The sequence below is a fragment of the Pseudomonas sp. FG47 genome (genome assembly GCF_057809115.1).
The window spans coordinates 70,702-95,943 of sequence record NZ_JBMDJI010000016.1 but is presented as its reverse complement, the minus strand read 5'-3'; the positions used below and the strand labels follow the sequence as shown (position 1 = coordinate 95,943).

General features: G+C 64.7%; 24 protein-coding genes. 13 read left to right on the top strand and 11 right to left on the bottom strand.

All coding sequences use genetic code 11. The annotated features are described in order from the left end of the window. Nucleotides 1-70: 70 nt before the first annotated feature. Nucleotides 71-2,062, bottom strand: a complete 1,992-nt coding sequence (locus ACODS5_RS14305; protein WP_489108976.1) for a sensor histidine kinase — start codon at nt 2,060-2,062, stop codon at nt 71-73. A gap of 265 nt (nt 2,063-2,327) precedes the next feature. Here ACODS5_RS14305 and ACODS5_RS14300 point away from each other — a divergent pair, with 265 nt between their 5' ends. The 8 genes from ACODS5_RS14300 (at nt 2,328) to lnt (ending at nt 9,883) form a co-directional block, all read left to right on the top strand. Then, on the top strand, nt 2,328-3,125 hold the full coding sequence (locus tag ACODS5_RS14300) for a hydroxymethylpyrimidine/phosphomethylpyrimidine kinase (RefSeq protein ID WP_134692293.1): 798 nt from the start codon (nt 2,328-2,330) through the stop codon (nt 3,123-3,125). A gap of 14 nt (nt 3,126-3,139) precedes the next feature. Further along, nucleotides 3,140-3,763: a thiamine phosphate synthase gene (gene thiE / locus ACODS5_RS14295; RefSeq protein WP_489108975.1), complete on the top strand. Its 624-nt coding sequence runs from the start codon at nt 3,140-3,142 to the stop codon at nt 3,761-3,763. A gap of 17 nt (nt 3,764-3,780) precedes the next feature. Then, on the top strand, nt 3,781-5,064 hold the full coding sequence (hemL, locus tag ACODS5_RS14290; protein ID WP_134692290.1) for a glutamate-1-semialdehyde 2,1-aminomutase: 1,284 nt from the start codon (nt 3,781-3,783) through the stop codon (nt 5,062-5,064). Nucleotides 5,065-5,320: 256 nt separating this feature from the next. Further along, nucleotides 5,321-5,866 carry a tetratricopeptide repeat protein gene (locus tag ACODS5_RS14285; RefSeq protein ID WP_134692288.1) on the top strand — a complete coding sequence of 182 codons (546 nt, stop codon included), beginning with the start codon at nt 5,321-5,323 and terminating at the stop codon, nt 5,864-5,866. A 159-nt stretch (nt 5,867-6,025) separates the two neighbouring features. Then, nucleotides 6,026-7,024, top strand: coding sequence for a PhoH family protein (locus ACODS5_RS14280; protein WP_050707047.1), 999 nt, complete (start codon nt 6,026-6,028; stop codon nt 7,022-7,024). Continuing rightward, complete coding sequence (gene ybeY / locus ACODS5_RS14275) at nt 7,017-7,490, top strand: rRNA maturation RNase YbeY (RefSeq protein WP_134692286.1); 474 nt, start codon at nt 7,017-7,019, stop codon at nt 7,488-7,490. Before ACODS5_RS14280 ends, ybeY begins: the two co-directional genes overlap by 8 nt. Before the next feature lie 27 nt (nt 7,491-7,517). Then, nucleotides 7,518-8,357 carry a CorC family transporter gene (locus ACODS5_RS14270; RefSeq protein WP_134692284.1) on the top strand — a complete coding sequence of 280 codons (840 nt, stop codon included), beginning with the start codon at nt 7,518-7,520 and terminating at the stop codon, nt 8,355-8,357. An 8-nt stretch (nt 8,358-8,365) separates the two neighbouring features. After that, nucleotides 8,366-9,883, top strand: coding sequence for an apolipoprotein N-acyltransferase (lnt, locus tag ACODS5_RS14265; RefSeq protein ID WP_489108974.1), 1,518 nt, complete (start codon nt 8,366-8,368; stop codon nt 9,881-9,883). Between the two features lie 65 nt (nt 9,884-9,948). Here lnt and ACODS5_RS14260 read toward each other — a convergent pair whose 3' ends face one another. Beyond that, nucleotides 9,949-10,710 carry a YdcF family protein gene (locus ACODS5_RS14260; RefSeq protein WP_134692280.1) on the bottom strand — a complete coding sequence of 254 codons (762 nt, stop codon included), beginning with the start codon at nt 10,708-10,710 and terminating at the stop codon, nt 9,949-9,951. Nucleotides 10,711-10,825: 115 nt separating this feature from the next. After that, nucleotides 10,826-11,140, bottom strand: coding sequence for a hypothetical protein (locus tag ACODS5_RS14255; protein WP_134692278.1), 315 nt, complete (start codon nt 11,138-11,140; stop codon nt 10,826-10,828). Between the two features lie 238 nt (nt 11,141-11,378). Here ACODS5_RS14255 and leuS point away from each other — a divergent pair, with 238 nt between their 5' ends. The 5 genes from leuS (at nt 11,379) to ACODS5_RS14230 (ending at nt 17,371) form a co-directional block, all read left to right on the top strand. Then, the gene (gene leuS, locus ACODS5_RS14250) at nt 11,379-13,985 is read left to right on the top strand and encodes a leucine--tRNA ligase (RefSeq protein ID WP_489108973.1); all 2,607 of its coding nucleotides are present in this window, start codon (nt 11,379-11,381) and stop codon (nt 13,983-13,985) included. A gap of 61 nt (nt 13,986-14,046) precedes the next feature. After that, nucleotides 14,047-14,652: an LPS-assembly lipoprotein LptE gene (locus tag ACODS5_RS14245; protein ID WP_134692275.1), complete on the top strand. Its 606-nt coding sequence runs from the start codon at nt 14,047-14,049 to the stop codon at nt 14,650-14,652. Between the two features lie 37 nt (nt 14,653-14,689). Further along, complete coding sequence (gene holA / locus ACODS5_RS14240; RefSeq protein WP_489108972.1) at nt 14,690-15,727, top strand: DNA polymerase III subunit delta; 1,038 nt, start codon at nt 14,690-14,692, stop codon at nt 15,725-15,727. Between the two features lie 100 nt (nt 15,728-15,827). Further along, the gene (gene arfA, locus ACODS5_RS14235; protein ID WP_134692271.1) at nt 15,828-15,992 is read left to right on the top strand and encodes an alternative ribosome rescue factor ArfA; all 165 of its coding nucleotides are present in this window, start codon (nt 15,828-15,830) and stop codon (nt 15,990-15,992) included. Between the two features lie 62 nt (nt 15,993-16,054). Then, nucleotides 16,055-17,371: a lytic murein transglycosylase gene (locus ACODS5_RS14230; protein ID WP_489108971.1), complete on the top strand. Its 1,317-nt coding sequence runs from the start codon at nt 16,055-16,057 to the stop codon at nt 17,369-17,371. A gap of 133 nt (nt 17,372-17,504) precedes the next feature. On the opposite strand, the gene ACODS5_RS14225 is transcribed toward ACODS5_RS14230, so the two are convergent. The 8 genes from ACODS5_RS14225 to rodA form a co-directional block, all read right to left on the bottom strand. Then, nucleotides 17,505-18,443: a S66 peptidase family protein gene (locus ACODS5_RS14225; protein ID WP_489108970.1), complete on the bottom strand. Its 939-nt coding sequence runs from the start codon at nt 18,441-18,443 to the stop codon at nt 17,505-17,507. 99 nt (nt 18,444-18,542) lie between these two features. Beyond that, the gene (lipA, locus tag ACODS5_RS14220) at nt 18,543-19,559 is read right to left on the bottom strand and encodes a lipoyl synthase (protein WP_134692696.1); all 1,017 of its coding nucleotides are present in this window, start codon (nt 19,557-19,559) and stop codon (nt 18,543-18,545) included. A gap of 2 nt (nt 19,560-19,561) precedes the next feature. Further along, the gene (gene lipB, locus ACODS5_RS14215; RefSeq protein ID WP_134692697.1) at nt 19,562-20,209 is read right to left on the bottom strand and encodes a lipoyl(octanoyl) transferase LipB; all 648 of its coding nucleotides are present in this window, start codon (nt 20,207-20,209) and stop codon (nt 19,562-19,564) included. Continuing rightward, the gene (locus ACODS5_RS14210) at nt 20,209-20,484 is read right to left on the bottom strand and encodes a DUF493 domain-containing protein (protein WP_023630272.1); all 276 of its coding nucleotides are present in this window, start codon (nt 20,482-20,484) and stop codon (nt 20,209-20,211) included. The genes lipB and ACODS5_RS14210 overlap by 1 nt, the downstream gene beginning before the upstream one ends. A 70-nt stretch (nt 20,485-20,554) precedes the next feature. Then, nucleotides 20,555-21,715, bottom strand: coding sequence for a D-alanyl-D-alanine carboxypeptidase family protein (locus ACODS5_RS14205; RefSeq protein ID WP_489108969.1), 1,161 nt, complete (start codon nt 21,713-21,715; stop codon nt 20,555-20,557). A gap of 353 nt (nt 21,716-22,068) precedes the next feature. Beyond that, entirely contained in the window at nt 22,069-23,073 is a 1,005-nt protein-coding gene (locus tag ACODS5_RS14200; RefSeq protein WP_134692699.1) for a septal ring lytic transglycosylase RlpA family protein, read from the bottom strand. Beyond that, the gene (gene mltB / locus ACODS5_RS14195; RefSeq protein WP_134692700.1) at nt 23,074-24,084 is read right to left on the bottom strand and encodes a lytic murein transglycosylase B; all 1,011 of its coding nucleotides are present in this window, start codon (nt 24,082-24,084) and stop codon (nt 23,074-23,076) included. A gap of 17 nt (nt 24,085-24,101) precedes the next feature. After that, the gene (gene rodA / locus ACODS5_RS14190) at nt 24,102-25,205 is read right to left on the bottom strand and encodes a rod shape-determining protein RodA (RefSeq protein WP_167659498.1); all 1,104 of its coding nucleotides are present in this window, start codon (nt 25,203-25,205) and stop codon (nt 24,102-24,104) included. Between the last annotated feature and the right edge of the window lie 37 nt (nt 25,206-25,242).

Here is a 25,242-nt window from a genome sequence, read left to right as displayed (position 1 = left end):
CAGCTCCTCACTAGGACTGCACTAACCATCCTTCAGTCGGCCCGCGAACTTGTCAGCAGGTGAGTGCAAATCAGGGTCGCGTCGCGCCAGAAACCGCTCGCCCAGGCGGCATCTGCACCTGGGCAACCGCCACATTCAAGGTCAGCTCGAAGCGGCTCCCCAACCCACGCGTCGACTCATGGGACAGCTTGGCGTCGAGTAGTTCGGCCAACTGCCGACAGATCGACAAGCCAATACCGAGCCCGCCATAACGCCGGGTCATCGAGCCATCCACCTGGAAGAAACGCTGATAGAGAATCGCCTGGTCCAGGTCATCGAAACCGATGCCGCTGTCACTGATGGTGAACGTCAACGCCAGGCTGTGAGGGCCAAGGCGGCGACCACGAACCTGAATCGTCACCCCACCGTGGTGAGTGAACTTCAGGCCATTGTCCACCAGGCAACCCAGACAGCGGGCGACTTTCTGCGCATCGCCGACCAGGCTGTCGGGCAGGTCAGCGGGGATGTCCAGGCTCAGGTACAGGCCCTTGGCCAGGGCCTGCCCGGCATAGCCGGCGCGCAGTTCCTGGAGCAGCCGGCGCAGGCTGAACGGCACGCCATGGCTACGCAGCCGCCCGGCCTGTAGTTCGGTGAGGATGAGAATATCGTCGACCATCGCCATCATGTCCTGGGCCGAGCCGGTGGCGGTACGATGGTACTGCGCCTGCTCGGCGCTCATGGGCAGGGTGTGCAGCAGTTCCAGCGAACCGATCACGCCGTTCATCGGCGTGCGCAACTCGTGGGTCACGGTGGCTAGGAACTCGTCCTTGAGCCGGTTGCTGCGGGCCAGTTGCAGGTTCAACTGCTCAAGGGTGCGCCCGGTGTCGCGCAGGGCCTGGGCCTGCTGCTCACGCAAACTGTTGATGCGGTCGGCCAGGGCCAGCGACAACAGCGCCACCTCCAGCGCAGCGCCCAACTGACTGGCGTACATGGTGATGAACAAGTTGGGCAGGTAACCCAGCACCATCAAGGTGTTGACCAGGCCACCCAGCAAAAACGCCGTCCAGGCGATGATGAACCAGCGCGCCACCCGCACTCCCCGCCACCAGGCATATAGCCCGGCGGTGAAGATGCTCACGGTGAACAGCAGCGCCAGCACCGTGGCCATGCGCAACGCCACGCCATAACGCAGGGTCAGCGCCGTGACCATGACCAGCGCGCCCGCGACCATCAGCAGCATCAGCAGCCGGTCGAAGCCACGACTGAGGCGGCCCAATTGCAGGAAGTGGCGGGCGAACTGGCAGCCGAACAACCCCGCAGCGCCAATGAACAGCGGCGTGGCGGCATTCGCCCACCAGGGGCTATCCGGCCAGAAATAGGCGATGCCGGCGCCGTTGACCGACACCTGGTAGAGCCCGAACGCGCCGATATAAAGGATGTAGTACAGGTAGCTGACGTCACGCACACTGAGGTAGATGAACAGGTTGTACACCAGCATCACCAGCAACACGCCGTAGATCATGCCCAGTACATACAGGCGAGTGGGCTGGTCTTGCAGGTAGGCCTCGGTCGACCACAGGGTCAGCGGCGCCTGGATCGAGCCCTGGCTGTGCAGGCGCAGGTAGGCGGTGGTGGCTTGGCCTGGGTGCAGGGGCAGTCCGAACAGGTAGTTGTTCTGCTGGATCTGCCGGCTGGCATAGGGCAGCGCGTCGCCGGTGCGCCCGGCCAGGCGGTACACGCCCTGGGCGTCCGCCAGGTAGAGTTCGAGGTGATCCAGCGGCGGGTAGGCCAGCTCCAGCAACCATTGGCGTGGGGCGGCGGACGGCGCGACAGCGTAGGCGAGGTCGACCTTCAGCCAGAACACCGAGGTCGAATAACCGGCGTTGAGCACCTCGTGCTCATGGGCCTGAAAGCGGTTGGCGAAAGCGGCCGAACTGACCTGGGCAATACTGGCGCTGCCATCGTGGTCTTCATAGACCTGCATGAACCGGCCCAACGGCAGACGCCCGGTGCTGTCGTCGAACGCGACCGCCCCAGCGAACAGGGGCACACAGCCCAGCAGCACAATCAGCAAATAGCGCATACAGCCCCAGCATGGCCTGTCACGGTCGCGTCGCGGTTGCCTCCTGTCCATTTGAGACGACGTGATCCGGCAGTGCCGTTCATCGAGTTATCCGAGCACTCTAGCATAGCTTTTCAGACCGACCAGAGGCCACATCATTTTTGCCTTTAAAGGCTCTATTACGGGCATTACAGAGCAACAGACCAACACCTTCTGACCACTCGATCAGGAATTAACCCCGCGCGGCTGATCCGCGCAAAAAGGTTTGGTGATAAGCTCGCCGACCATGAATACCTACAGCTCCCGCCCCGTTGTCCTCTGTCTCTCCGGCCACGACCCCAGTGGTGGCGCCGGGCTGCAGGCAGATATCGAAGCCCTGATCGCCCAAGGTTGCCACGCCGCTCCCGCCGTGACCGCCCTGACCGTGCAGGATACCGTCAACGTTTCCGACTTCCGCGTGCTCGACCGCGAGTGGGTGCTGGCACAGGCCAACGCCGTGCTTGCCGACTCCACGGTAGCCGCGGTCAAGCTGGGCATGCTCGGCTCGATCGAGATGGTCGACACCGTCGCCGAACTGCTGACCGCCCACCCGCACCTGCCGTTGGTCTGCGACCCGGTGCTGCGTGCCGGTGGCGGCGGTCGACTGGGCAAGGACGAGGTCGGCTACACCCTGCGCGAACGGCTGCTGCCGCTGGCCACCATTGCCACGCCGAACCTGCCGGAAGCGCGCATCCTCGCCGAGTTGCCCGAAGGCAGCGCGGACGAATGCGCCGAGAAGCTCTTGCCGTTCTGTAGACACCTGCTGATCACTGGCGGTCACGGCGACGAAGTGGAAATCCACAACCGCCTGTACAGCCGTGACGGCCAGCAACACACCTGGACCTGCCAGCGCCTGCCGGGCAGCTACCACGGCTCTGGCTGCACCCTGGCCAGCGCCCTGGCCGGCCGCCTGGCCCTGGGCGAGGCGCTGAGCAGCGCGGTGCGCAGCGCCTTGGACTACACCTGGCGCACCCTGCGTGACGCCGAGCAACTGGGCAAGGGCCAGTACGTGCCGCGCCGCCTGCCCCTGGATTTCTGCTCCTGACTCGAGGCCAACCCATGACGCTCCGCGGTCTGTATGCGATCACCGACAGCCAACTGCTGGCCGGCCGTTTCCTTTCCCATGTCGAAGCGGCGCTCGAGGGCGGCGTATGCCTGTTGCAGTATCGCGACAAGAGCGACGACGCGGCCCGCCGCCTGCGTGAGGGCGAAGCGCTGCTCAAGCTCTGCGAGCGCTACGGCACGCAACTACTGATCAACGACGACGCTGAGCTGGCCGCGCGCCTGGGCGTCGGCGTGCACCTGGGCCAGACCGATGGCCCGCTGACCCCGGCCCGTGCCCTGCTCGGCCGCCAGGCGATCATCGGCGCCACCTGCCATGCCAGCCTGGAGCTGGCGCAACAAGCAGCCAGCGAAGGTGCCAGCTACGTCGCCTTCGGCCGCTTTTTCAACTCCGTGACCAAACCGGGCGCCCCGGCTGCCGACGTCAACCTGCTGGAGCAGGCCCGCGCCCAGGTCAAGCTGCCGATCGCCGTGATCGGTGGCATCACCCTCGACAACGCCGCCCCGCTGGTCGCCCATGGTGCCGACCTGCTGGCGGTGATCCACGGCTTGTTCGGTGCCGATAGCGCGCAGGAAGTCACCCGCCGCGCCCGCGCCTTCAATGCCCTGTTCGCTTGCTGATTTCGAGAGAAGATCCCATGTCCCGTTCCGAAGCCCTGTTCGCCCAAGCCCAGAAACACATCCCCGGCGGCGTCAACTCGCCAGTCCGCGCCTTCAAGAGCGTCGGCGGCACGCCGCTGTTCTTCAAGCACGCCGAAGGCGCCTATGTCATCGATGAAGACGACAAGCGCTATGTCGACTATGTCGGCTCCTGGGGCCCGATGATCCTTGGCCATGCCCATCCCGAGGTCCTGGATTCGGTGCGCAAGCAGCTGGAGCACGGCCTGTCCTACGGCGCGCCGACCGCCATGGAAACCGAGATGGCCGACCTGGTCTGCTCGATCGTGCCGTCGATGGAAATGGTGCGCATGGTCAGCTCCGGCACCGAAGCCACCATGAGCGCCATCCGCCTGGCCCGTGGCTACACCGGCCGTGACGCGATCATCAAGTTCGAAGGCTGCTACCACGGTCACTCCGACAGCCTGCTGGTCAAGGCCGGTTCCGGCCTGCTGACCCAGGGCGTGCCGAGCTCGGCCGGGGTGCCGGCGGACTTCGCCAAGCACACCCTGACGCTGCCGTTCAACGACATCGCCGCGGTCGAGAAGACCCTTGCCGAGGTCGGCCAGACCGTGGCCTGCATCATCGTCGAGCCCGTGGCCGGCAACATGAACTGCGTGCCGCCGGCGCCGGGCTTCCTCGAAGGCCTGCGCAGCCTGTGCGACAAGCATGGCGTAGTGCTGATCTTCGATGAAGTGATGACCGGTTTCCGCGTCTCCCTTGGCGGCGCCCAGGGCCACTACGGCATCACTCCCGACCTGTCGACCTTCGGCAAGATCGTCGGCGGCGGCATGCCGGTCGGCTGCTTCGGTGGCAAACGCGAGATCATGGGCTGCATCGCCCCGCTCGGCCCGGTCTACCAGGCCGGTACCCTGTCGGGCAACCCACTGGCCATGGCCGCCGGCCTGACCACCCTGAAGCTGATCAGCCGCCCGGGCTTCCATGACGAACTGAGCGCCTTCACCAGCCGCATGCTCGACGGCCTGCAACAGCGTGCCGATGCCGCCGGCATCCCGTTCGTCACCACCCAAGCCGGCGCCATGTTCGGCCTGTACTTCAGCGGTGCGGACGACATCGTCACCTTCGACGACGTGATGGCCAGCGATGCCGAGCGCTTCAAGCGCTTCTTCCACCTGATGCTCGACGGTGGCGTATACCTGGCGCCCAGCGCGTTCGAGGCCGGCTTCACCTCCATCGCCCACGGCGACAAGGAGCTGCAGATCACCCTGGATGCGGCTGAGCGGGCGTTCGCCAAGCTGAAGTAAGCCTTCACACCGCCCAGGTAGGAGCGGCCTTGTGCCGCGAACGGGCCGCAAAGCGGCCCCGGCATTGTTCTCATCAAAACTGAAATCCCAGGGGCTGCTTCGCAGCCCTTTCGCGACACAAGGCCGCTCCTACATAGTCAACCGATTCGCCAGCAGGACAGAAATCTGAGTAAAACTTTGTAAGGTAGGCGCTGCTTATCCCATAATGTGCCACCAGAGACATTGGCCGCAGCTTTGCAGAGGTAAGTCGATCCCCATGAACCGCACCGGCCGCGCCCTGACCTTGGGCTGCCTGTTGCTTCTTCAGCCCCTGCTGGCCCTGGCGGAGGGCGGTAATTCGCTGCTGATTCCGGCGGCGGGCCGCTGCACCCTCGACGCGGCGCCCGAGGACCGGGAGAGCGCGCTGAAAGCCTGTGAGCAAGCGGCGCAAAGCGGGGATGCCGAAGCCCAGTACGAACTGGGTGAGTTCTACTACAGCGCCACGCCACGCCAACTGGACAACGCCCTCAAGTGGTTCGAGAAAGCCTCGCTGCAAGGCCAGGCCCAGGCCCAGTACCGACTCGGCTCGATGTTCTTCCATGGCGAAGGGGTCAAGGCCAACAACGTGCAGGCCTATATCCTGCTGAAGATAGCCGCGGTCAACGGTGCCGAGGATGCCCTGGACATGGCCGACGAAGTCACCGAGCAGATGCCGCGCGACGAACTCGAGCACGCCACCCAGGTGCTCGGCCAGATCTTCCGCAAGTACCTGCTGGAACTGCAGAACGCCGAAGGGCGCACGCCCTTTTCCCCCCTGCCCTGAGCGGCATCCCGCCGGGCAACGGTCACACTGGCATCATCGATTCGTCAACTGGCCTTGCCACACTGCGCCGACCCTTGATCGTTTCAGTGCTTTCACCACTGCCACGCAAGGGTTATTCTTGAGTTCACATTCATTGCCGTCGAGCGGCTAAAAACGACCTTGAACGCACCCATACAACCTCATCGTTTCATCCTCGAACCCTTCGAGGCCCACCGTTTCGCCAACTTGTGCGGCCAGTTCGACGAGCACCTGCGCCTGATCGAACAACGCCTGGCCATCGAAATCCGCAACCGCGGCAATCAGTTCGAACTGATTGGCGAACCGAAAACCACCTCCGCCGCCGAACAGCTGCTGCGCCGCCTCTATCGCGAGGCCAAGGCCACCGACCTGTCGCCGGAAACCGTGCACCTGTATCTCCAGGAATCGACGGTCGAGACCCTCGAGAACCCTGCCGTCAATGAAGTCAGCGTCTCGCTGCGCACGCGCAAGGGCAACATTCGCCCGCGCGGCGTCAACCAGCAGCGCTACGTCAAGGAGATCCTGGCCAACGACATCAACTTCGGCATCGGCCCGGCCGGTACCGGCAAGACCTACCTGGCCGTGGCCTGCGCCGTCGACGCGCTGGAGCGCGAACAGGTGCGGCGCATCCTGCTGGTGCGCCCGGCGGTCGAGGCCGGCGAGAAACTGGGCTTTTTGCCGGGCGACCTGGCGCAGAAGATCGACCCGTACCTGCGTCCGTTGTACGACGCGCTGTACGAAATGCTCGGCTTCGAACACGTGGCCAAGCTTATCGAGCGCCAGGTGATCGAGATCGCCCCGCTGGCCTACATGCGTGGCCGCACGCTGAACAACAGCTTCATCATCCTCGACGAAAGCCAGAACACCACGCTGGAACAGATGAAGATGTTCCTCACCCGCATCGGCTTCGGCTCGACCGCGGTAATCACCGGCGACATCACCCAGGTCGACCTGCCACGTGGCACCAAATCGGGCCTGGCCCATGTGATCGAGGTGCTCAAGGACGTGCCGGGCATCAGCTTCACCCATTTCCAGCCCAAGGACGTGGTGCGCCACCCGCTGGTGCAGCGCATCGTCGAAGCCTACGACCGCTTCGACGCCCGTCAGGCCAAGCCCGAGGCGCCCGGCAAAGATGCTTGAACTCGACCTGCAACGGGCCACCGACGCCACCGCTCCCGATGACGCCGCCTTCCGCCGCTGGTGCGAACTGGCCCTGCGCCAGCGCAGCGCCGACTCGGAGATGACCATCCGCCTGGTGGATGAAACCGAAGGCCGCGAACTGAACCACACCTACCGGCACAAGGACTACGCCACCAACGTATTGTCCTTCCCAGCCGATGTACCCGACGACCTGCTCGACATTCCGCTGCTGGGCGATCTGGTCATCTGCGTGCCGGTGGTCGAGCGCGAGGCCGCCGAACAGGGCAAAACCCTGGAAGCGCACTGGGCACACCTGGTCATCCATGGCTGCCTGCACCTGCTCGGCTACGACCACATCGAAGATGAGGAGGCCGAGGAGATGGAAGCGCTGGAACGAGAATTGCTGGCCGAACTGGGTCACCCCGACCCATACGCCGACGACGAAACCGACTCAATCACACACTGAACACTGCAAGGATCACGAGTAACCGCCATGAGCGAAGATCGATCGAGCAACGGGCAAAAGTCCTGGCTGGGTAAACTGACCCAGGCTTTTGCCCATGAGCCGAAAAACCGCCAGGAGCTCCTCGAGCTGCTGCGCGAAGCCCATCAGAACAAGCTGCTCGACAGCGAAGCGCTGACCATCGTCGAAGGCGCCATTCAGGTCGCCGACCTGCAGGTGCGCGACATCATGGTGCCGCGCTCGCAGATGATCAGCATCAAGGCCAGCCAATCGCCACGCGAGTTCCTGCCGGCGGTGATCGACGCCGCGCACTCGCGCTACCCGGTGATCGGCGAGAGCCATGACGATGTGCTCGGCATCCTGCTCGCCAAGGACCTGCTGCCGCTGATCCTCAAGGAGAACGGCGACAGCTTCAACATCAAGGACCTGCTGCGCCCGGCCACCTTCGTGCCCGAGTCCAAGCGCCTGAACGTGCTGCTGCGCGAGTTTCGCGCCAACCACAACCACATGGCCGTGGTCATCGACGAATACGGCGGCGTGGCGGGCCTGGTGACCATCGAGGATGTGCTCGAGCAGATCGTCGGCGACATCGAGGACGAGCACGACGTCGAGGAAGACAGCTACATCAAGCCGCTGCCCAGCGGCGACTTCCTGGTCAAGGCACTGACCCCGATCGAGAACTTCAACGAGTTCTTCGACAGCGAGTTCTCCGACGACGAGTTCGACACCGTCGGCGGCCTGGTGATGAGCGCCTTCGGCCACCTGCCCAAGCGCAACGAGACCACCGAGATCGGCGGCTACCGCTTCCGTATTCTCAACGCTGACAGCCGGCGGATACACTTGCTGCGTCTGACCCCGATCAACCGTTAAGGAACACCATGCGCTGGATCACCCGCCCCGGCTGGCCCGGTAACCTGCTGGCCATGGCGGCCGGCGCCTCCACCCTCCTGGCCCTGGCACCGTTCGACATCTGGCCGCTGGCGCTGCTGTCCATCGCCCTGTTCTACGCCGGCCTGCGCACCCTCACCCCGCGCCAGGCCCTGGGCCGTGGCTGGTGCTTCGGCTTTGGCCTGTACGGCGCCGGCACCTGGTGGATCTACGTCAGCATGAACACCTACGGCGGCGCCTCGCCGCTGTTGGCGATCCTGCTGTTGCTGGCGTTCTTCGCCTGCCTGGCATTGTTCTTCGCCCTGCCCGCCTGGCTCTGGGCGCGCTGGCTGCGCCGCGACGAAGCACCGCTGGCCGACGCCCTGGGCTTCGCCGCCCTGTGGCTGCTGCAAGAAGCGTTTCGCGGCTGGTTCCTCACCGGCTTCCCCTGGCTCTATGCCGGCTACAGCCAGCTCGATGGCCCGCTTGCCGGGCTCGCCCCACTGGGTGGCGTGTGGCTGGTGTCGTTCGTCCTGGCCCTGAGCGCCGCCTTGCTGTGCAACCTGTATCGTCTGCGCGAGCGCCGGGCGTTCCTGGCCGTAGGCGTGCTGTTGCTGCTGGCGCCCTGGGGCATCGGCCTGGCCTTGAAAGACCACGCCTGGACCACCCCCGCTGGAGACCCACTCAAAGTCGCCGCCCTGCAAGGCAACGTCGAGCAGGACCTGAAATGGGACCCGGCGCACGTCAACGCGCAACTGGCGTTGTACCGCGACATGAGTTTCAGCTCCAAGCCCGTCGACCTGCTGGTATGGCCGGAAACCGCCGTGCCCGTGCTCAAGGACCAGGCCCAGGGCTACATCGACATGATGGGCGCCTTTGCCGCCGAGCGGCATTCGGCGCTGATCACCGGGGTGCCGGTACGCCAGGTGGTGCACCAGCAGCGTCGCTACTACAACGGCGTCACCGTCACGGGTGAAGGCGACGGCACCTACCTCAAGCAGAAGCTGGTGCCGTTCGGCGAATATGTACCGCTGCAGGACATGCTGCGTGGCCTGATCGAGTTCTTCAACCTGCCGATGTCGGACTTCGCCCGTGGCCCCGAGGACCAGCCGCTGTTGCAGGCCAAGGGTTACCAGGTCGCCCCGTACATCTGCTACGAAGTGGTCTACCCGGAGTTCGCCGCCGGCCTTGCCGCACGCAGCGACCTGCTGCTGACCATCAGCAACGACACCTGGTTCGGCACCTCGATCGGCCCGCTGCAACACCTGCAGATGGCCCAGATGCGTGCCCTGGAAGCTGGGCGCTGGATGATCCGCGCCACCAACAACGGCGTGACCGCGCTGATCGACCCGTTCGGCAGGATCACCACCCAGGTCCCGCAGTTCCAGCGCGCGGTGCTGTACGGCGAAGTGGTACCGATGCAGCAACTGACGCCCTACCTGCAATGGCGCTCGTGGCCGCTGGCGATCGTCTGTGCCTTGCTGCTGGGCTGGGCGCTGCTGGCCGGGCGAATTGCCAAGACCGTCTGATCCACGACGCCCTCCTGTAGGAGCGGCCTCGTGCCGCTCCTACAGGGGGCCGTGTACGCAGGACATCAGTAGAACAACCGATACCCCAGCAACCCCACCGCCTCGTTCAGCAACTGCCCGCTCTGCCACATCGCCCGGCTTTCCGGCAGCAACCCGGCGAACGGTCGCGCATGATCGCGCCCGAGAAAACCCACCGGCGCCGGCACCACCTCGAACCCAGCCCGCTCAAAACTCCAGCGCGCACGTTGCATGTGCCAGGCCTGGGTCACCACCACCACGCGGCGGATGCCCAACGGCTGCACCAGCTTGGCGCTGAATAGCGCATTTTCCCAAGTGGTCCGGCTAGCCTGCTCCTTCCAGCTGACCTGCACGCCAAAGTCGGCCTGCAGGCGCTCGGCCATCATCTGCGCTTCGCTAGGCGGCGTGCCATAGTGCAAACCGCCGCTGGTCAGCACCGGCAACCCTGAGGCCTTGGCCAATTGGGCGGCATAGCGCATGCGCTCCAGCGCCATGTAGCTCGGCTGATCGGCATCGGCCCAGGCCGAGTCACCCCGGTCACGCCCGGCCCCGAGCACCACTATGGCATCGCCCCTGGACGCCAGGCTGGCCCAGTCATCGACACGCAACGCCGGCTCGGTTTCGAGCGCCCGGGCAGCATGCTCCACCACCCACGGCAAGCTCATCAGCCACAAGCCGCCCAGGCCCAGGGCGAAGCAGGCCGCCGCCAGCCGTGGCCGACGCCGGCGCCACCACCAGGCAGCCAGCAGCAACAGCAACAGCACGCCGGGCGGCATCAGCCATTGTTTGAGGAAAAAGCGAAACGGCATCACACACCTCCATGGAAGGCGTGCAGCCTAAGAGGATCGGCACCGGGCCTCAAGGGCAACCGGCGCCGATCGATAGCGACACCTGTGAAGTACCAGCGACTACAACCCTGATCGACTATCGGGACGGCAGTGTCCGCGCGCTTGCTGGGGCGGCGGAACGCTTGCGATCCTTGAGCCAGACGATTCTGGCCGAGGACGGTTGCGGCTGCGGATAAGCACCGGCGCTGGCAAAACGGCCCTCCGGGAGGGATTCCAGGTAGGCCTTGATCACTTCGAACTCGGCATGGCTCAGGCCACGCAACTCCAGTTCGGCGGGCATCTCGTCGCGCAATCTGACCGAGGTCCTGGCCACTTCCAGCGCCAGGCCCAGGCGGTCGATCAGGCGTTCGTAAAGCTCCGGTTTGCTCGTGGTTAGCTGCGACTCTCCCATCCGTTCACCTCATTGAAGGTAAGAATTTCTCCCCCCACACCTGAGCTTAGCGTCACTCGCAAAAGCGACCGGGCGCCGCGACCAACGGCCCGCGCGAGCGCCAATGCAAACTGGGTTTCCCACGACGCGCAGCGCTCATGTATGCTACGGCGTTCACTCTTACACGACACCGGAGTGCCGGACGCAGCGAGGTTGCGCTGCCTGGAACATGTCTCTTATCCCTAAATGCAAAGTAGCCATGCACGAACAATACACACCCCGTGATATCGAAGCCGCCGCCCAGACCTACTGGGACGAGCAACAATCGTTCGCTGTTACCGAACAGCCAGGCAAGGACACCTACTACTGCCTGTCGATGTTCCCGTACCCGAGCGGCAAGCTACACATGGGGCACGTGCGCAACTACACCATCGGTGACGTGATCGCCCGTTACCAGCGCATGCTGGGCAAGAACGTGCTGCAGCCGATGGGCTGGGATGCCTTCGGCATGCCGGCGGAAAACGCCGCGATGAAGAACAACGTCGCACCGGCCAAGTGGACGTACGAAAACATCGACTACATGAAGACCCAGCTCAAGAGCCTGGGCCTGGCCATCGACTGGGCGCGTGAAGTCACCACCTGCAAGCCGGACTACTACCGCTGGGAGCAGTGGCTGTTCACCCGTCTGTTCGAAAAAGGCGTGATCTACCGCAAGAACGGTACCGTCAACTGGGACCCGGCCGACCAGACGGTGCTGGCCAACGAGCAGGTCATCGACGGCCGTGGCTGGCGTTCGGGCGCGCTGATCGAGAAGCGCGAAATCCCGATGTACTACTTCCGCATCACCGAGTACGCCGACGAGCTGCTGGAAAGCCTCGACGAGCTGCCGGGCTGGCCTGAACAGGTCAAGACCATGCAGCGCAACTGGATCGGCAAGTCGCGCGGCATGGAAGTGCAATTCCCGTTCGACCAGGCCAGCATCGGCCATGAAGGCACCCTCAAGGTCTTCACCACCCGTCCCGACACGCTGATGGGCGCCACCTACGTCGCGGTTGCCGCCGAACACCCGCTGGCCACCCAGGCGGCCCAGGGCAACCCGGCGCTGCAGGCGTTCATCGAAGAGTGCAAAGGCGGCAGCGTTGCCGAGGCCGACATGGCCACCCAGGAGAAGAAGGGCATGCCCACTTCCCTGTGCGTCGAGCACCCACTGACTGGCGAGAAGCTGCCGGTGTGGGTCGCCAACTACGTGCTGATGCACTACGGCGATGGCGCCGTGATGGCCGTGCCGGCCCACGACGAGCGCGACTTCGAGTTCGCCCACAAGTACAACCTGCCGGTCAAGGCCGTGGTGCGCACCAGCGCCGGCGACCAGGTCGGCAGCGAATGGCAGGCCGCCTATGGCGAGCACGGCCAGTTGATCAACTCCGGCGAGTTCGACGGCCTGGACTTCCAGGGCGCCTTCGATGCCATCGAGGCCGCGCTGATCCGCAAGGACCTGGGCAAGTCGCGCACCCAGTTCCGCCTGCGCGACTGGGGCATCAGCCGCCAGCGCTACTGGGGCTGCCCGATCCCGATCATCCACTGCCCATCCTGCGGCGACGTACCGGTGCCGGAAGACCAGCTGCCGGTCACCCTGCCTGAAAACGTGGTGCCGGACGGCGCCGGTTCGCCCCTGGCGCGCATGCCTGAGTTCTACGAGTGCAGCTGCCCGAAATGCGGCACCGCGGCCAAGCGCGAAACCGACACCATGGACACCTTCGTCGAGTCGTCCTGGTACTTCGCCCGCTACGCCTCGCCCAACTACGAGGGCGGCATGGTCGACCCGAAAGCGGCCAACCACTGGCTGCCGGTGGACCAGTACATCGGTGGTATCGAGCATGCGATCCTGCACCTGCTGTACGCGCGCTTCTTCCACAAGCTGATGCGTGACGAAGGCCTGGTGACCTCCAACGAGCCGTTCAAGAACCTGCTGACCCAGGGCATGGTCGTCGCCGAAACCTACTACCGCGTCGCCAGCAACGGCGGCAAGGACTGGTTCAACCCGGCCGACGTCGAAGTCGAGCGTGACGCCAAGGCCAAGATCATCGGCGCGCGCCTGAAGACCGACGGCCTGCCGGTGGAAATCGGCGGCACCGAGAAGATGTCGAAGTCGAAGAACAACGGCGTCGACCCGCAATCGATGATCGACCAGTACGGCGCCGACACTTGCCGCCTGTTCATGATGTTCGCCTCGCCGCCCGACATGAGCCTGGAATGGTCCGACTCCGGCGTCGAGGGTGCCAGCCGCTTCCTGCGCCGCGTCTGGCGCCTGGCCCAGGCCCACGTGGCCCAGGGCCTGCCGGGCACCCTGGACATCGCCGCCTTGAGCGACGAACAGAAGGTCATCCGCCGTGCCATCCATGCCGCGATCAAGCAGGCCAGCACCGACGTGGGCCAGTTCCACAAGTTCAACACCGCCATTGCCCAGGTGATGACCGTGATGAACGTCCTGGAAAAGGCCCCGCAAGCTACCGCCCAGGACCGCGCCCTGCTGCAGGAAGGCCTCGAGGCCGTGACCCTGCTGCTGGCGCCGATCACCCCGCACATCTCCCACGAGCTGTGGCGGCAGCTGGGTCACGACCAGGCCGTCATCGACGCCGGCTGGCCGGCAGTGGATGAAGGTGCGCTGGTACAGGACACCGTCACCCTGGTGGTCCAGGTCAACGGCAAGCTGCGCGGCCAGGTGGAAATGCCCGCCGCCGCCAGCCGCGAGGAAGTCGAGGCCGCTGCCCGCAACAACGAGAACGTCCTGCGCTTCACCGATGGCCTGACCATCCGCAAGGTCATCGTCGTACCGGGCAAACTGGTCAATATCGTCGCCAACTGATGGCAACGCCCGCCGGCGCAGGGCGCAGGCGGGCGTAATCGGTCCACGAGGGAGCAACAACATGATCAAACGCAATCTGCTGGTAATGGGCCTGGCCGTCATGCTCAGCGCCTGCGGTTTCCAGCTGCGCGGCACCGGCACCAACGAACTGAGCATCAAGGAGCTGGACCTCAGCGCCCGCAACCAGTACGGCGCCACCGTGATGCAACTGCGTCGCGCCCTGGAAAGCAGCGGCGTCAAGGTGTACGCCTCGGCCCCCTACAAGCTGGTGCTGACCAACGAGCAGGAAACCCAGCGCGCCGCCACCTATACCGGAGGTAGCCGTTCGGCGGAGTACGAGCTGACCACCGTGCTGAATTATGCACTGCAAGGCCAGAACGACACCCTGCTGCTCGAAGACAAGCTGCAGGTGCAGAAGTACTACGTCTACGACGGCAACAACATCAATGGCTCCGGCCAAGAAGCCAACCAGGTTCGCGAAGAGATCCGCCACGACCTGGTGCAAAGCATGATGGCCCGCCTGCAACAACTGACCCCGCAGCACCTCGAGCACTTGCAACGCAAGGCCAACGAGCGTGCCGAAGCAGAAGCCCGCGCCCTGCGCGAAGCCCAGCGCATCCAGGACGAGACGCCGCAGCAATCGCCCCTGGAAATCCCGGCTCCCTGAGCCCGAACGGGGCACCTGAGGTGCCCCGCCCTTCGCCATGAAGCTCGCCCCCGCCCAACTCAACAAGCACCTGCAAGGCACGCTTGCGCCTGTCTATATCGTCAGTGGCGACGACCCGCTGCTGTGCCAGGAAGCCGCCGACGCCATTCGCGCCGCGGCGCGCCAGCAAGGCTACGACGAACGCCAGGTGTTCAGTGCCGACGCCAACTTCGACTGGGGCAACCTGCTGCTGGCCGGTGCCAGCCTGTCGCTGTTCGCCCAGCGCCGCCTGCTGGAACTGCGCCTGCCCTCCGGCAAGCCCGGCGACAAAGGCGCAGCTGCGCTGATCGAGTACTGCGCCAAACCCGCCGAAGACACCTTGCTGCTGATCAGCCTGCCCAAGCTCGACGGCAGCGCGCAGAAGACCAAGTGGGGCAAGGCGTTGATCGAGGGCGGCCAGTGCCAGTTCATCCAGATCTGGCCGGTGGACGCCCAGCAGTTGCCCCAGTGGATCAACCAGCGCCTGTCCCAGGCTGGCCTGTCGGCTCAGTGTGACGCCGTGGACCTGATCGCTGCGCGGGTCGAGGGCAACCTGCTGGCGGCGGCCCAGGAGATCGAGAAGCTCAAGCTGCTCGCCGAAGGCAACCAGATCACCGTCGAGACGGTGCAGGCGGCGGTGGCCGACAGCGCCCGCTTCGATGTCTTCGGCCTGGTCGATGCCATCCTCAACGGCGAAGCGGCGCACGCCTTGCGCATGCTCGAGGGATTGCGTGGCGAAGGCGTCGAGCCACCGGTGATCCTATGGGCGCTGGCCCGCGAATTGCGCCTGCTGGCGGGGCTGGCGCAACAGTTCAGCCAGGGCGTGCCGCTGGACAAGGCATTCAGCCAGGCCCGGCCGCCGGTGTGGGACAAACGCCGGCCGCTGGTCAGCAAGGCGCTGCAACGCCTCTCGGCGCAGCGCTGGGCCATGCTGCTGCAGGATGCCCAGCGCATCGACGCGCAGATCAAGGGCCAGGCCGAAGGCTCGCCGTGGACCAGTCTGGCGCGCTTGTCGCTGCTCATGGCCGGGCAGCGCCTGGCGCTGCCGGCCGAGTGAGGCGCATCACGGATCAAGCCGCCATAAACACAATCAATTGGCTCACATAGCGCTACAGGCCTAAAGTGCGCCCGCAATCCACCCAGACCGGGAAGCCACCATGAGCAAGAAGCCCAAAAAACACGGCCCCAACAAGGCCAAGTCGATCATCGCCCAACCCCTGTTCCGCTGCCGCCAGGAACGGGCCGAAAAAGGCAAAGGCAGCTACCGCCGCGAAGCCTTCCAATCGAGAGATTGGGAGGCTTCCTGCTTTATGGCCGCCTGAAAAGGCATGAAATGCGCAGGCATGGTATGGTCGGCACCTGACCTGCAATTCTGGATCTGTGCATGCCCTCTCGTCCCACTCTACGCTGGCAACCTCGCCAGCTGATCGCGGCCACCAGCTTCATCCTGCTCGTCGCCTGCGCCGAGAAACCCACCGCCGCCGACGCCTTGCCGCTGGCCCCCGCCCAGCCCGCCCCGGTAGTCACGCTACCGTCCGCCAGCGTCGACACCAGCAACGAAATCCAGCCCTTGCAGACCTTCGCCCAATGGCAGGCGAACTTCCGCCAGCAAGCCCTGCAAGCCGGCATCAGCCCCAGCCTGTTCGATCGCGCCTTCCTCGGTGTCACCCCGGACATGGACGTGATCAAGGCCGACCGCAGCCAACCCGAATTCACCCGCCCGGTGTGGGAATACCTCGACGGCGCCCTGTCGCCTCTGCGCGTGCGCAACGGCAAGAAGCTGCTGGAGCAAAATGCCGAGTTGCTGGGCCGCATCGAACAGCGCTATGGGGTCGACCGCCAGGTGCTGGTATCGGTATGGGGCATGGAGAGCAACTTCGGCCAGTTCCAGGGCAGCAAGTCGGTGATCCGCTCGCTGGCCACCCTGGCTTATGAAGGCCGCCGCCCACAGTTCGCCCAGGACCAACTGATCGCCGCCCTGCAGATCCTGCAGAACGGCGACATCCAGCCCGATGCCATGCGTGGCTCGTGGGCCGGCGCCATGGGCCAGACCCAGTTCATCCCCACCACCTACCTCACCCACGCCGTGGACTTCGACGGCGATGGTCGCCGCGATATCTGGAACAGCACCGCCGACGCCCTGGCGTCGACCGCGCACTACCTGCAGGCGTCCGGCTGGAAGCGTGGCCAGCCGTGGGGCTTCGAGGTACAGGTGCCGGCCGGGTTCGACTGGTGGCTGGCCGACGGCAGCCAGCGCAAGAGTGTCAGCGAATGGCTGCAACTGGGCGTCAAGCTGCCCGCCGGCACGCAACTGCCCGCCGGCAGCAACCAGCTGTCCGCCGCCCTGCTGCTGCCCGCCGGCGCCCGTGGCCCGGCGTTCCTGGTGCTGGACAACTTCCGCGCGATCCTCAAGTACAACAATTCGTCGTCCTATGCCCTGGCCGTGAGCCTGCTGGGCGATCGCTTCTCGGGCTGGGGCTTCATCGCCGGCAACTGGCCGAAGGAAGACTTGCCGCTGAGCCGTAGCGAACGTATCGAGCTGCAGACCTTGCTCAATGCCAGCGGGCATGAAGCGGGCAACCCCGACGGGATCATCGGCGCCAACACCCGCAAGGCCATCCGCAATGCGCAGCAGGCGCAGGGCTGGCCGGCCGATGGCTATCCGACGCACAAGCTGCTCGACAGCCTGCGTCAGCGCTGAGAATTTTGGGGCCGCTGCGCGGCCCTTTCGCGACACAAGGCCGCTCCTACAAGCAATCGCGAAATTCGCGGTAACGTGCCCCCTGTAGGAGCGGCCTTGTGTCGCGATGGGCTGCAAAGCAGCCCCGGCGATCTCAAACTCTGAACAGATCCTGCAACAGCACCAGACTCTGCTCTTCGGCATCCAGTCGCACGCTTGCCCCCAACGGCAAGCACACATTCGGATCACAATGCCCGCTGCGCCACCCGGCCAGCACCGGCACTCCGAGCGGGCCGAAGATATCCAGCAGCAGCGGCGTGATCGCCGCCACGGTGATCCCGGCAAAATCCCCCACCAGCACGCCACGTACCCCCTCAAGCTTGCCGGCCAGGCGCAACTGCGTCAGCAATCGGTCGACGCGGTACAGTGGCTCGTTGACGTCCTCGATGAACAGGATGCTGTCCTGGGTGTCGACTTCCGCCAGCGTCCCCAGCGTGGAGCCGAGCAGCGACAGGTTGCCACCGACCAGGCGCCCGCTGGCAACCCCGGGTACCACGCCGGTGAGCGCAAACGCCGCAGGATGGGCAATCGCATCACCCGCGCCCAGCCGCCCCCGCAACTGCCCGAACAGTGAGCTGATGGTAGGCTCGAGCTTGCCCCCCAGCAGGTCGGCATTGAGCATTGCGCCATGGAAGGCCAGCATCCCCGCATGTCGGTTGAGCGCCGAATGCAGGGCGGTAATGTCGCTGTAACCCACCAGCGGCTTGGGATGGCGTCGGATCAGTTCGAAATCGATACGGTCCAGCAGGCGCATGCTGCCGTAACCGCCGCGCATGCACAGGACAGCGTCGATGTCCGGGGCGCTGAATGCATCGTGCAAGTCGCGCAGGCGTTGCTCGTCGCTGCCGGCAAGGTAGCCATCCGCCTGCAACACCCCGGGGTAGATGCGGCACTGCTGGCCACGGTCTGCGAACCACTGACGGGCCTTATCGGTATCCAGCCGCGCCGGCCCAGCTGGGGCAACGATGGCGAAACAGGCGTTGTCAGGCAGGGCCTTGGGCAACAGGTATTGGGCAGTTTCCAGGCAATTCATCGCGCCACTCCTTGCAGCTTGTCGCTTGAGACTTGTAGCTCAAAAAAAATGCCGATGCCGCCTTCCAGCGCGCATCGGCATGTTCCGCTCAAGCTCGCGTCAGAGCTTGATCTTGGCTTCGTGGGCCTGCTGGTCGGCGTGGTACGAGGAACGCACCAACGGGCCGGAGGCGACGTTCTTGAAGCCCATCTTGTAGCCTTCCTCGGCGAACCAGGCAAAGGTGTCCGGGTGCACGAAGCGTTGCACCGGCAGGTGGTTGCGCGACGGTTGCAGGTACTGGCCCAGGGTGAGCATGTCGATGTCGTGCTCGCGCATGCGCTGCATCACCTCGATCACTTCTTCGTCGGTCTCGCCCAGGCCGAGCATCAGGCCGGACTTGGTCGGCACGTGCGGGACCATCTGCTTGAACTTCTGCAGCAGGTCCAGCGACCAGTCGTAGTCCGACCCCGGGCGCGCTGCCTTGTACAGGCGCGGCACGGTCTCGAGGTTGTGGTTGAACACATCCGGCGGGGTCTGCGCGGTAATTTCCAGCGCCACGTCCATGCGCCCGCGGTAGTCCGGCACCAGGGTCTCCAGCTGCACGCCCGGCGACAGCGCGCGGATCTCGCGGATGCAATCGGCGAAGTGCTGGGCGCCGCCATCACGCAGGTCGTCGCGGTCCACCGAGGTAATCACCACGTACTTCAGGCGCAGGTCGGCGATGGCCACGGCCAGGTTCTTCGGCTCGTCCAGGTCCAATGGCTTCGGTCGGCCATGGCCGACATCGCAGAACGGGCAACGACGGGTGCAGATATCGCCCATGATCATGAAGGTGGCGGTACCGCCAGAGAAACACTCGCCCAGGTTCGGGCAGGAGGCCTCTTCGCATACGCTGTGCAGCTTGTGCTTGCGCAGCAGCTGCTTGATACGGTCGACTTCCGGGGATACCGGAATGCGCACGCGGATCCAGTCGGGCTTTTTCGGCAGCTCTTCGGTGGGGATGATCTTCACCGGGATACGCGCCACTTTGTCGGCGCCACGCAGCTTCACGCCGGCTTCCACTTTTTTAGGAGCAGGGCGCGGGGTGACGTCTTGCGTCGGGATCAGGTTCGGCACGGCTTCTTGCACAGTTGTCATAATCAGTCGATTCCGCCCGTCAGGGTCGTCTGCTCAGCATAGTCGAGGTGCTTGACCAGCTGTCCGCGCAGCCTTGTCCTGACCTCAATGAGTTCGATCGGGCCTGCCAGGTCGCGCAGCTGGGTCATCGCCAGCCCCGCATACCCACAGGGGTTGATTCGGCGGAATGGCGCAAGGTCCATGTCCACGTTCAGGGCAAGGCCGTGGAACGAACGGCCATTGCGGATTCGAAGGCCAAGGGACGCGATCTTCGCGCCATCGACATAGACGCCTGGGGCGTCGGGCTTGGCCACCGCCTGCACACCATAGCTGGCGAGCAGATCGATGAGGGTCTGCTCGATGCGGCTGACCAGCTCGCGCACGCCGATACTCAGGCGGCGCACGTCCAGCAGCAGGTAGGCCACCAACTGGCCGGGGCCATGGTAGGTGACCTGGCCACCGCGGTCGGTCTGCACCACCGGTATCTCGCCGGGGACCAGCAGGTGCTCGGCCTTGCCGGCCTGGCCCTGGGTGAACACCGGAGGATGCTCGACCAGCCAGACTTCGTCCAGGCTGTCCGGGCCGCGCTGCTCGGTAAAGCGACGCATGGCCTCCAGCACCGGTTCATAGGGCTGCAGACCAAGATCGCGAAAACCGAGACAAGCGGGCATCACAGCACCATTTTCACGATGCCGGTAGCGCGCAGGGCGCTGTTGATGTCGTGCAGTTGGTCCTCACCGGTGGCAACGATATGCAACTGCACCGTGGTGTACTTGCCTTCCTTGCTCTGGCGCTCGGCCAGGGTCGAGAGGTCGACCTTGGCGTACTTGCTGAGAATTTCGATTACCGTGTCCTTGAAACCGACAACGGTGTCACCGATCACCTTGATCGGGTAATCCTCGCAGGGGAATTCGATCTTGTGCGACTTGACGTCTTCTTCGCTCATGGCGGTAACGGCCTCGTAAGCCGTGGCAGCAGCGCCCCCGCCTGGTTCACGGGGGCGTGCAAGTCACGTATCAGTTGAACAAACCGTAGAAGAACAGGCGGATGCTGTCCCACATACGGCCGAAGAAACCAGCTTCCTCGACACCATCCAGGGCGATGAGGTCGGCGCTGTGAACCACCTTCTCGTCCAGTTTGACTTCCACTTTACCGATCACGTCACCTTTGGCGATCGGAGCGGTCAGTTGCGGGTTCATGGTCATCGAAGCCTGGAGGCGCTTCAATTGGCCTTTAGGCATGGTCATGGTCAGGTCGTTGGCCAGACCGGCTTTGACCTGGTTGGTCGCGCCTTTCCATACCTGGGCTTGAGTCAGCTCGGTGCCCTTCTGGTAGAAGGTCTGGGTTTCGAAGAAGCGGAAACCATAGGTCAGCAGCTTCTGGGTCTCGGCAGCGCGGGACTGTTCGCTGTTGGTGCCGAATACCACGGCGATCAGGCGCTGGCCATCACGCACGGCCGAGGCGACCATGCAGTAGCCGGCTTCGTCGGTGTGGCCGGTCTTCAGGCCGTCGACGGTCTTGTCGCGCCACAGCAGCAGGTTGCGGTTGGGCTGCTTGATGTTGTTCCAGAAGAACTCTTTCTGCGAGTAGATGGCGTAGTGCGCCGGGTCTTCGTTGATGATCGCCCGGGCCAGGGTGGCCATGTCGTGGGCCGAAGAGTAGTGCTCCGGGCTCGGCAGGCCGGTCGGGTTCATGAAGTGGCTGTTGGACATGCCCAGATCGGCGGCGGTCTTGTTCATCATGTCGGCGAAGGCGTCTTCGCTGCCGGCGATGTGCTCGGACAGGGCGACCGAGGCATCGTTGCCCGACTGGATGATGATGCCGTGCAGCAGGTCGCTGACAGTGACCTGGCTGCCGACCTTGATGAACATGCGCGACCCGCCGGTGCGCCAGGCGTTCTCGCTGACGGTGACCGGGTCGTTCTCGCCGATCTGGCCACGACGGATGTCCAGGGTGGCGATGTAGGCGGTCATCAGCTTGGTCAGGCTGGCTGGCGGCAGGCGCTCGTCACCGTTGTTCTCGACCAGCACGTTGCCGCTGGACGCGTCCATGAGTACATAGGACTTGGCGGCCAGTTGCGGTGGTGCTGGCATCATCTGCTCCGCTGCGAAGGCAGCAGGCGTGATCATCAGCAGAACGGGCAGGCAAAGTCGTTTGGCAAGGTTGGTGATGTTCATCCGTCTCTCGTAAATCGCTAATGGTCTGATGTTCCGTGGGCCACGTCGTGTGCCCTACGCCCCGTCAGTCTGGTTATATGGCCTGTGGCCTGGCCCGCAAAAGTGCGACCTAATGCCGCTGCGGGCAAAAGCGGGCATTGTACATGGCAACGCCCGGTAATTCATGAACAAACCGACAGGTCGGCGTTGTCTGTTTCGCCGACTTCGACTCAGGCGCGCTCCCTGTAGGAGCGGCCTTGTGCCGCGAAAGGGCTGCGCAGCAGCCCCGGCGATATTTGCGGTGACGCTGAGACCTGGGGCCGTTTCACGGCCCTTCGCGGCACAAGGCCGCTCCTACAGTAAGCGCACAGCCTTCAGTCGGTGACTACTTTGGCTTGACCCAGATTGGCCAGGCGAATGCTGTCCTGGGTCTGCTGGATCTCGCCCTGGCTGTTGATCGGCCCCAGGCGCACACGGTGCAGCGTCTGCTGGTTACGCACGATGGAGCTGATGAACACCGGCGCGCTGACCATGCTGCTCAGTTTCGAGCGCAACAGCTCGGCGGCGTCCGGGTTGGCGAAGGCACCGACCTGCAGGAAGCTGCCGCCGTTGCCCGCCGGTACATTGTTGCCACCCACCTGCACCGGCACCACCGGCGCCGCGTGCTGCTGCGGTGGCGGGGTCCATTGCTCGACCCGTCCGCTGCTGGCCGCGATCGGCTGGGCCTGGGCCACCTGCGGCTCCTTGAGCATCATCGGCGGCTGCTGGCCGCGCTGCGCCCACCATTGCTGCGGGTCGATGCCCTCGACGCGGACATGGGCGGTACCGATCTCGGCGTAACCAAGCTTCTTCGCCGCCGCGTAGGACAGGTCGATGATGCGGTCGGAGTAGAACGGGCCACGGTCGTTGACCCGCAGGATCACGCTACGGCCGTTGGCCAGGTTGGTCACCCGCACATAGGCCGGCAGCGGCAAGGTCTTGTGCGCCGCGCTCATGCCATAGAGGTCGTAGAGCTCGCCGTTGGCGGTATTCTGCCCGTGGAACTTGGTGCCGTACCACGACGCGGTGCCCTCGGCGCGGTAGCTGCGCGAGTCCTGCATCGGGTAGTAGGTCTTGCCCAGCACGGTATAGGGGTTGGCCTTGTAATTACCGGTGTGCACCGTGGGAGTGGCGTCGGGGATCTTGTTGACGTCGACGTCCCACCAGGGCGCGCCGTCCTTGTGGGCCCGGTTGATGTCCAGGCCCGGCTGCGCGCGCACGGTATTGGTATTGCCGCCCTGCGGGCTGCTGGGCCGGCTCGACGAGCAACTGGCCAGGACCAGGCCGACGGCGACGCAGGTCAGCAGTTTGAAGCCATTGGCTGTAAAGAGTTCGCGCATTTACTTGACGCCCCGTGCCAGAACCAGCTGTTCGGATAGCTGATGCACCGCCATGGCATACATCACGCTGCGGTTGTAGCGAGTGATCGCGTAGAAGTTCTTCAGGCCCATCCAGTATTCCGGGCCGTTTTCGCCCTCCAGACGGAAGGCGGTGACCGCTTGATCATCGCGCAGCGCATCATCGCCCGACCAGCCCAGCGCTCGCAACTGCGCCACGGTCCTGACCGGCTCGATACCGCTGGTCAGGCCTTCGTCGACACGCTCGCCGCGCACCTGCGCGCGGCTGACCACAGGCTCGCCGGCAACCCAGCCATGGCGCTTGAAATAACTGGCAACGCTGCCGATGGCGTCGTCCGGGTTGTTCCAGATATTGATGTGGCCGTCGCCGTCGAAGTCCACCGCATAGTTGCGAAAGCTGCTCGGCATGAATTGCGGCAGGCCCATGGCGCCAGCGTACGAGCCCTTGAGGGTCAGCGGGTCGAGTTGCTCTTCACGCGCCAGCAGGAGGAACTCGCGCAGCTCCTTGCGGAAGAATTCGGCACGCGGCGGGTAGTCGAAGCCCAGGGTCGACAGGGCATCGATGACCCGGTAGTTGCCGGTGTTGCGACCGAAGAACGTCTCCACGCCGATGATCGCCACGATGTACTGCGCCGGCACGCCGTACTCCTGCTCGGCGCGAGCCAGCACCGCTTCGTGCTGGCGCCAGAAGTCCACCCCGCGGGCGATGCGCGCGTCGCTGATGAACATCGGCCGGTATTCCTTCCACGGCTTGACCCGTTCGGCCGGCCGCGAGATCGCATCGAGGATCGACTGCTTGCGCTGCACCTCGGCGAACACGCCCAGCAGTTGCTCACTGGCAAAACCGTAGTCGCGGGTCATCTCGCCGACGAACTCGGCCACCTGGGGCGAGCCGTCGTAGTCACCGGCATTGGCCTGCTGGATCGCGCCGCACAGGCTTATCGCGCCGATCCACGGTACCCAACGGGCCGCCCAACCACGTACTGCTTGCATGCAATTCTTCACCTTTTTCAAACCTGTGCGATCCATTTGCGGTGCGTATGGATCGACATCAGAACGCCAAACGCTGACAGCAGCGTCACCAACGAAGTTCCGCCATAGCTGATGAAGGGCAGCGGCACGCCCACCACGGGCAGTAGGCCGCTGACCATACCGATATTGACGAACACATAAACAAAGAAGGTCATGGTCAGGCTGCCAGCGAGCAGCTTGCCGAACAGGGTCTGGGCCTGGGCGGTGATCATCAGCCCACGGCCGATCAGCAGGACGTAGATCAGCAGCAGCAGGCAGATGCCCACCAGGCCGAACTCCTCGCCGAGCACGGCGATGATGAAGTCGGTGTGGCTCTCGGGCAGGAAGTCCAGGTGCGACTGGGTGCCCAGCAGCCAGCCCTTGCCGAACACCCCGCCGGAACCGATCGCCGCCTTGGACTGGATAATGTTCCAGCCGGTGCCCAGCGGGTCGCTCTCGGGGTCGAGGAAGGTCAGCACGCGCTGCTTCTGGTAGTCGTGCATGACGAAGAACCACATCGCCACCGCCACCGGCACCGCCGCCGCCACCACGCTGACGATCCAGCGCCAGCGCAGCCCGCCCATGAACAGCACGAATGCGCCGGAGGCGAGGATCAACAACGCGGTACCCAGGTCGGGCTGGCGCACGATGAGGATGAACGGTACACCGATCATCACCAGGCTGATCGCCACATGCTTGAGGTGCGGCGGCAGGGTGCGCTTGGACAGGTACCAGGCGATGGTCGCCGGCATGATGATCTTGAGGAATTCCGAGGGCTGGAAGCGGATCACCCCGGGGATGTTGATCCAGCGCGTGGCGCCCATGGCGTTATGGCCCATGACGTCCACCACGATCAACAACACCACCCCGACCACATAGGCAAGTGGCACCCAACGCGCCATGAAGCGCGGTTCGAGCTGGGCAATGACGAACATCGACACCAGGCCGATGCCGAACGAGGTGGCCTGCTTCATCAGCAGGTCCCAGTTCTTGCCACTGGCCGAATACAGCACGAACAGGCTGCCGGCGGCCAGGGTCAGGAGGATGAGCAGCAAGGGGCCGTCGATATGGATGCGCTGCAGGAAGCTGGCGCGCCGGCGCATCACGTCCTCGCTGGAGAGCATGCGATCGAAATTGTTC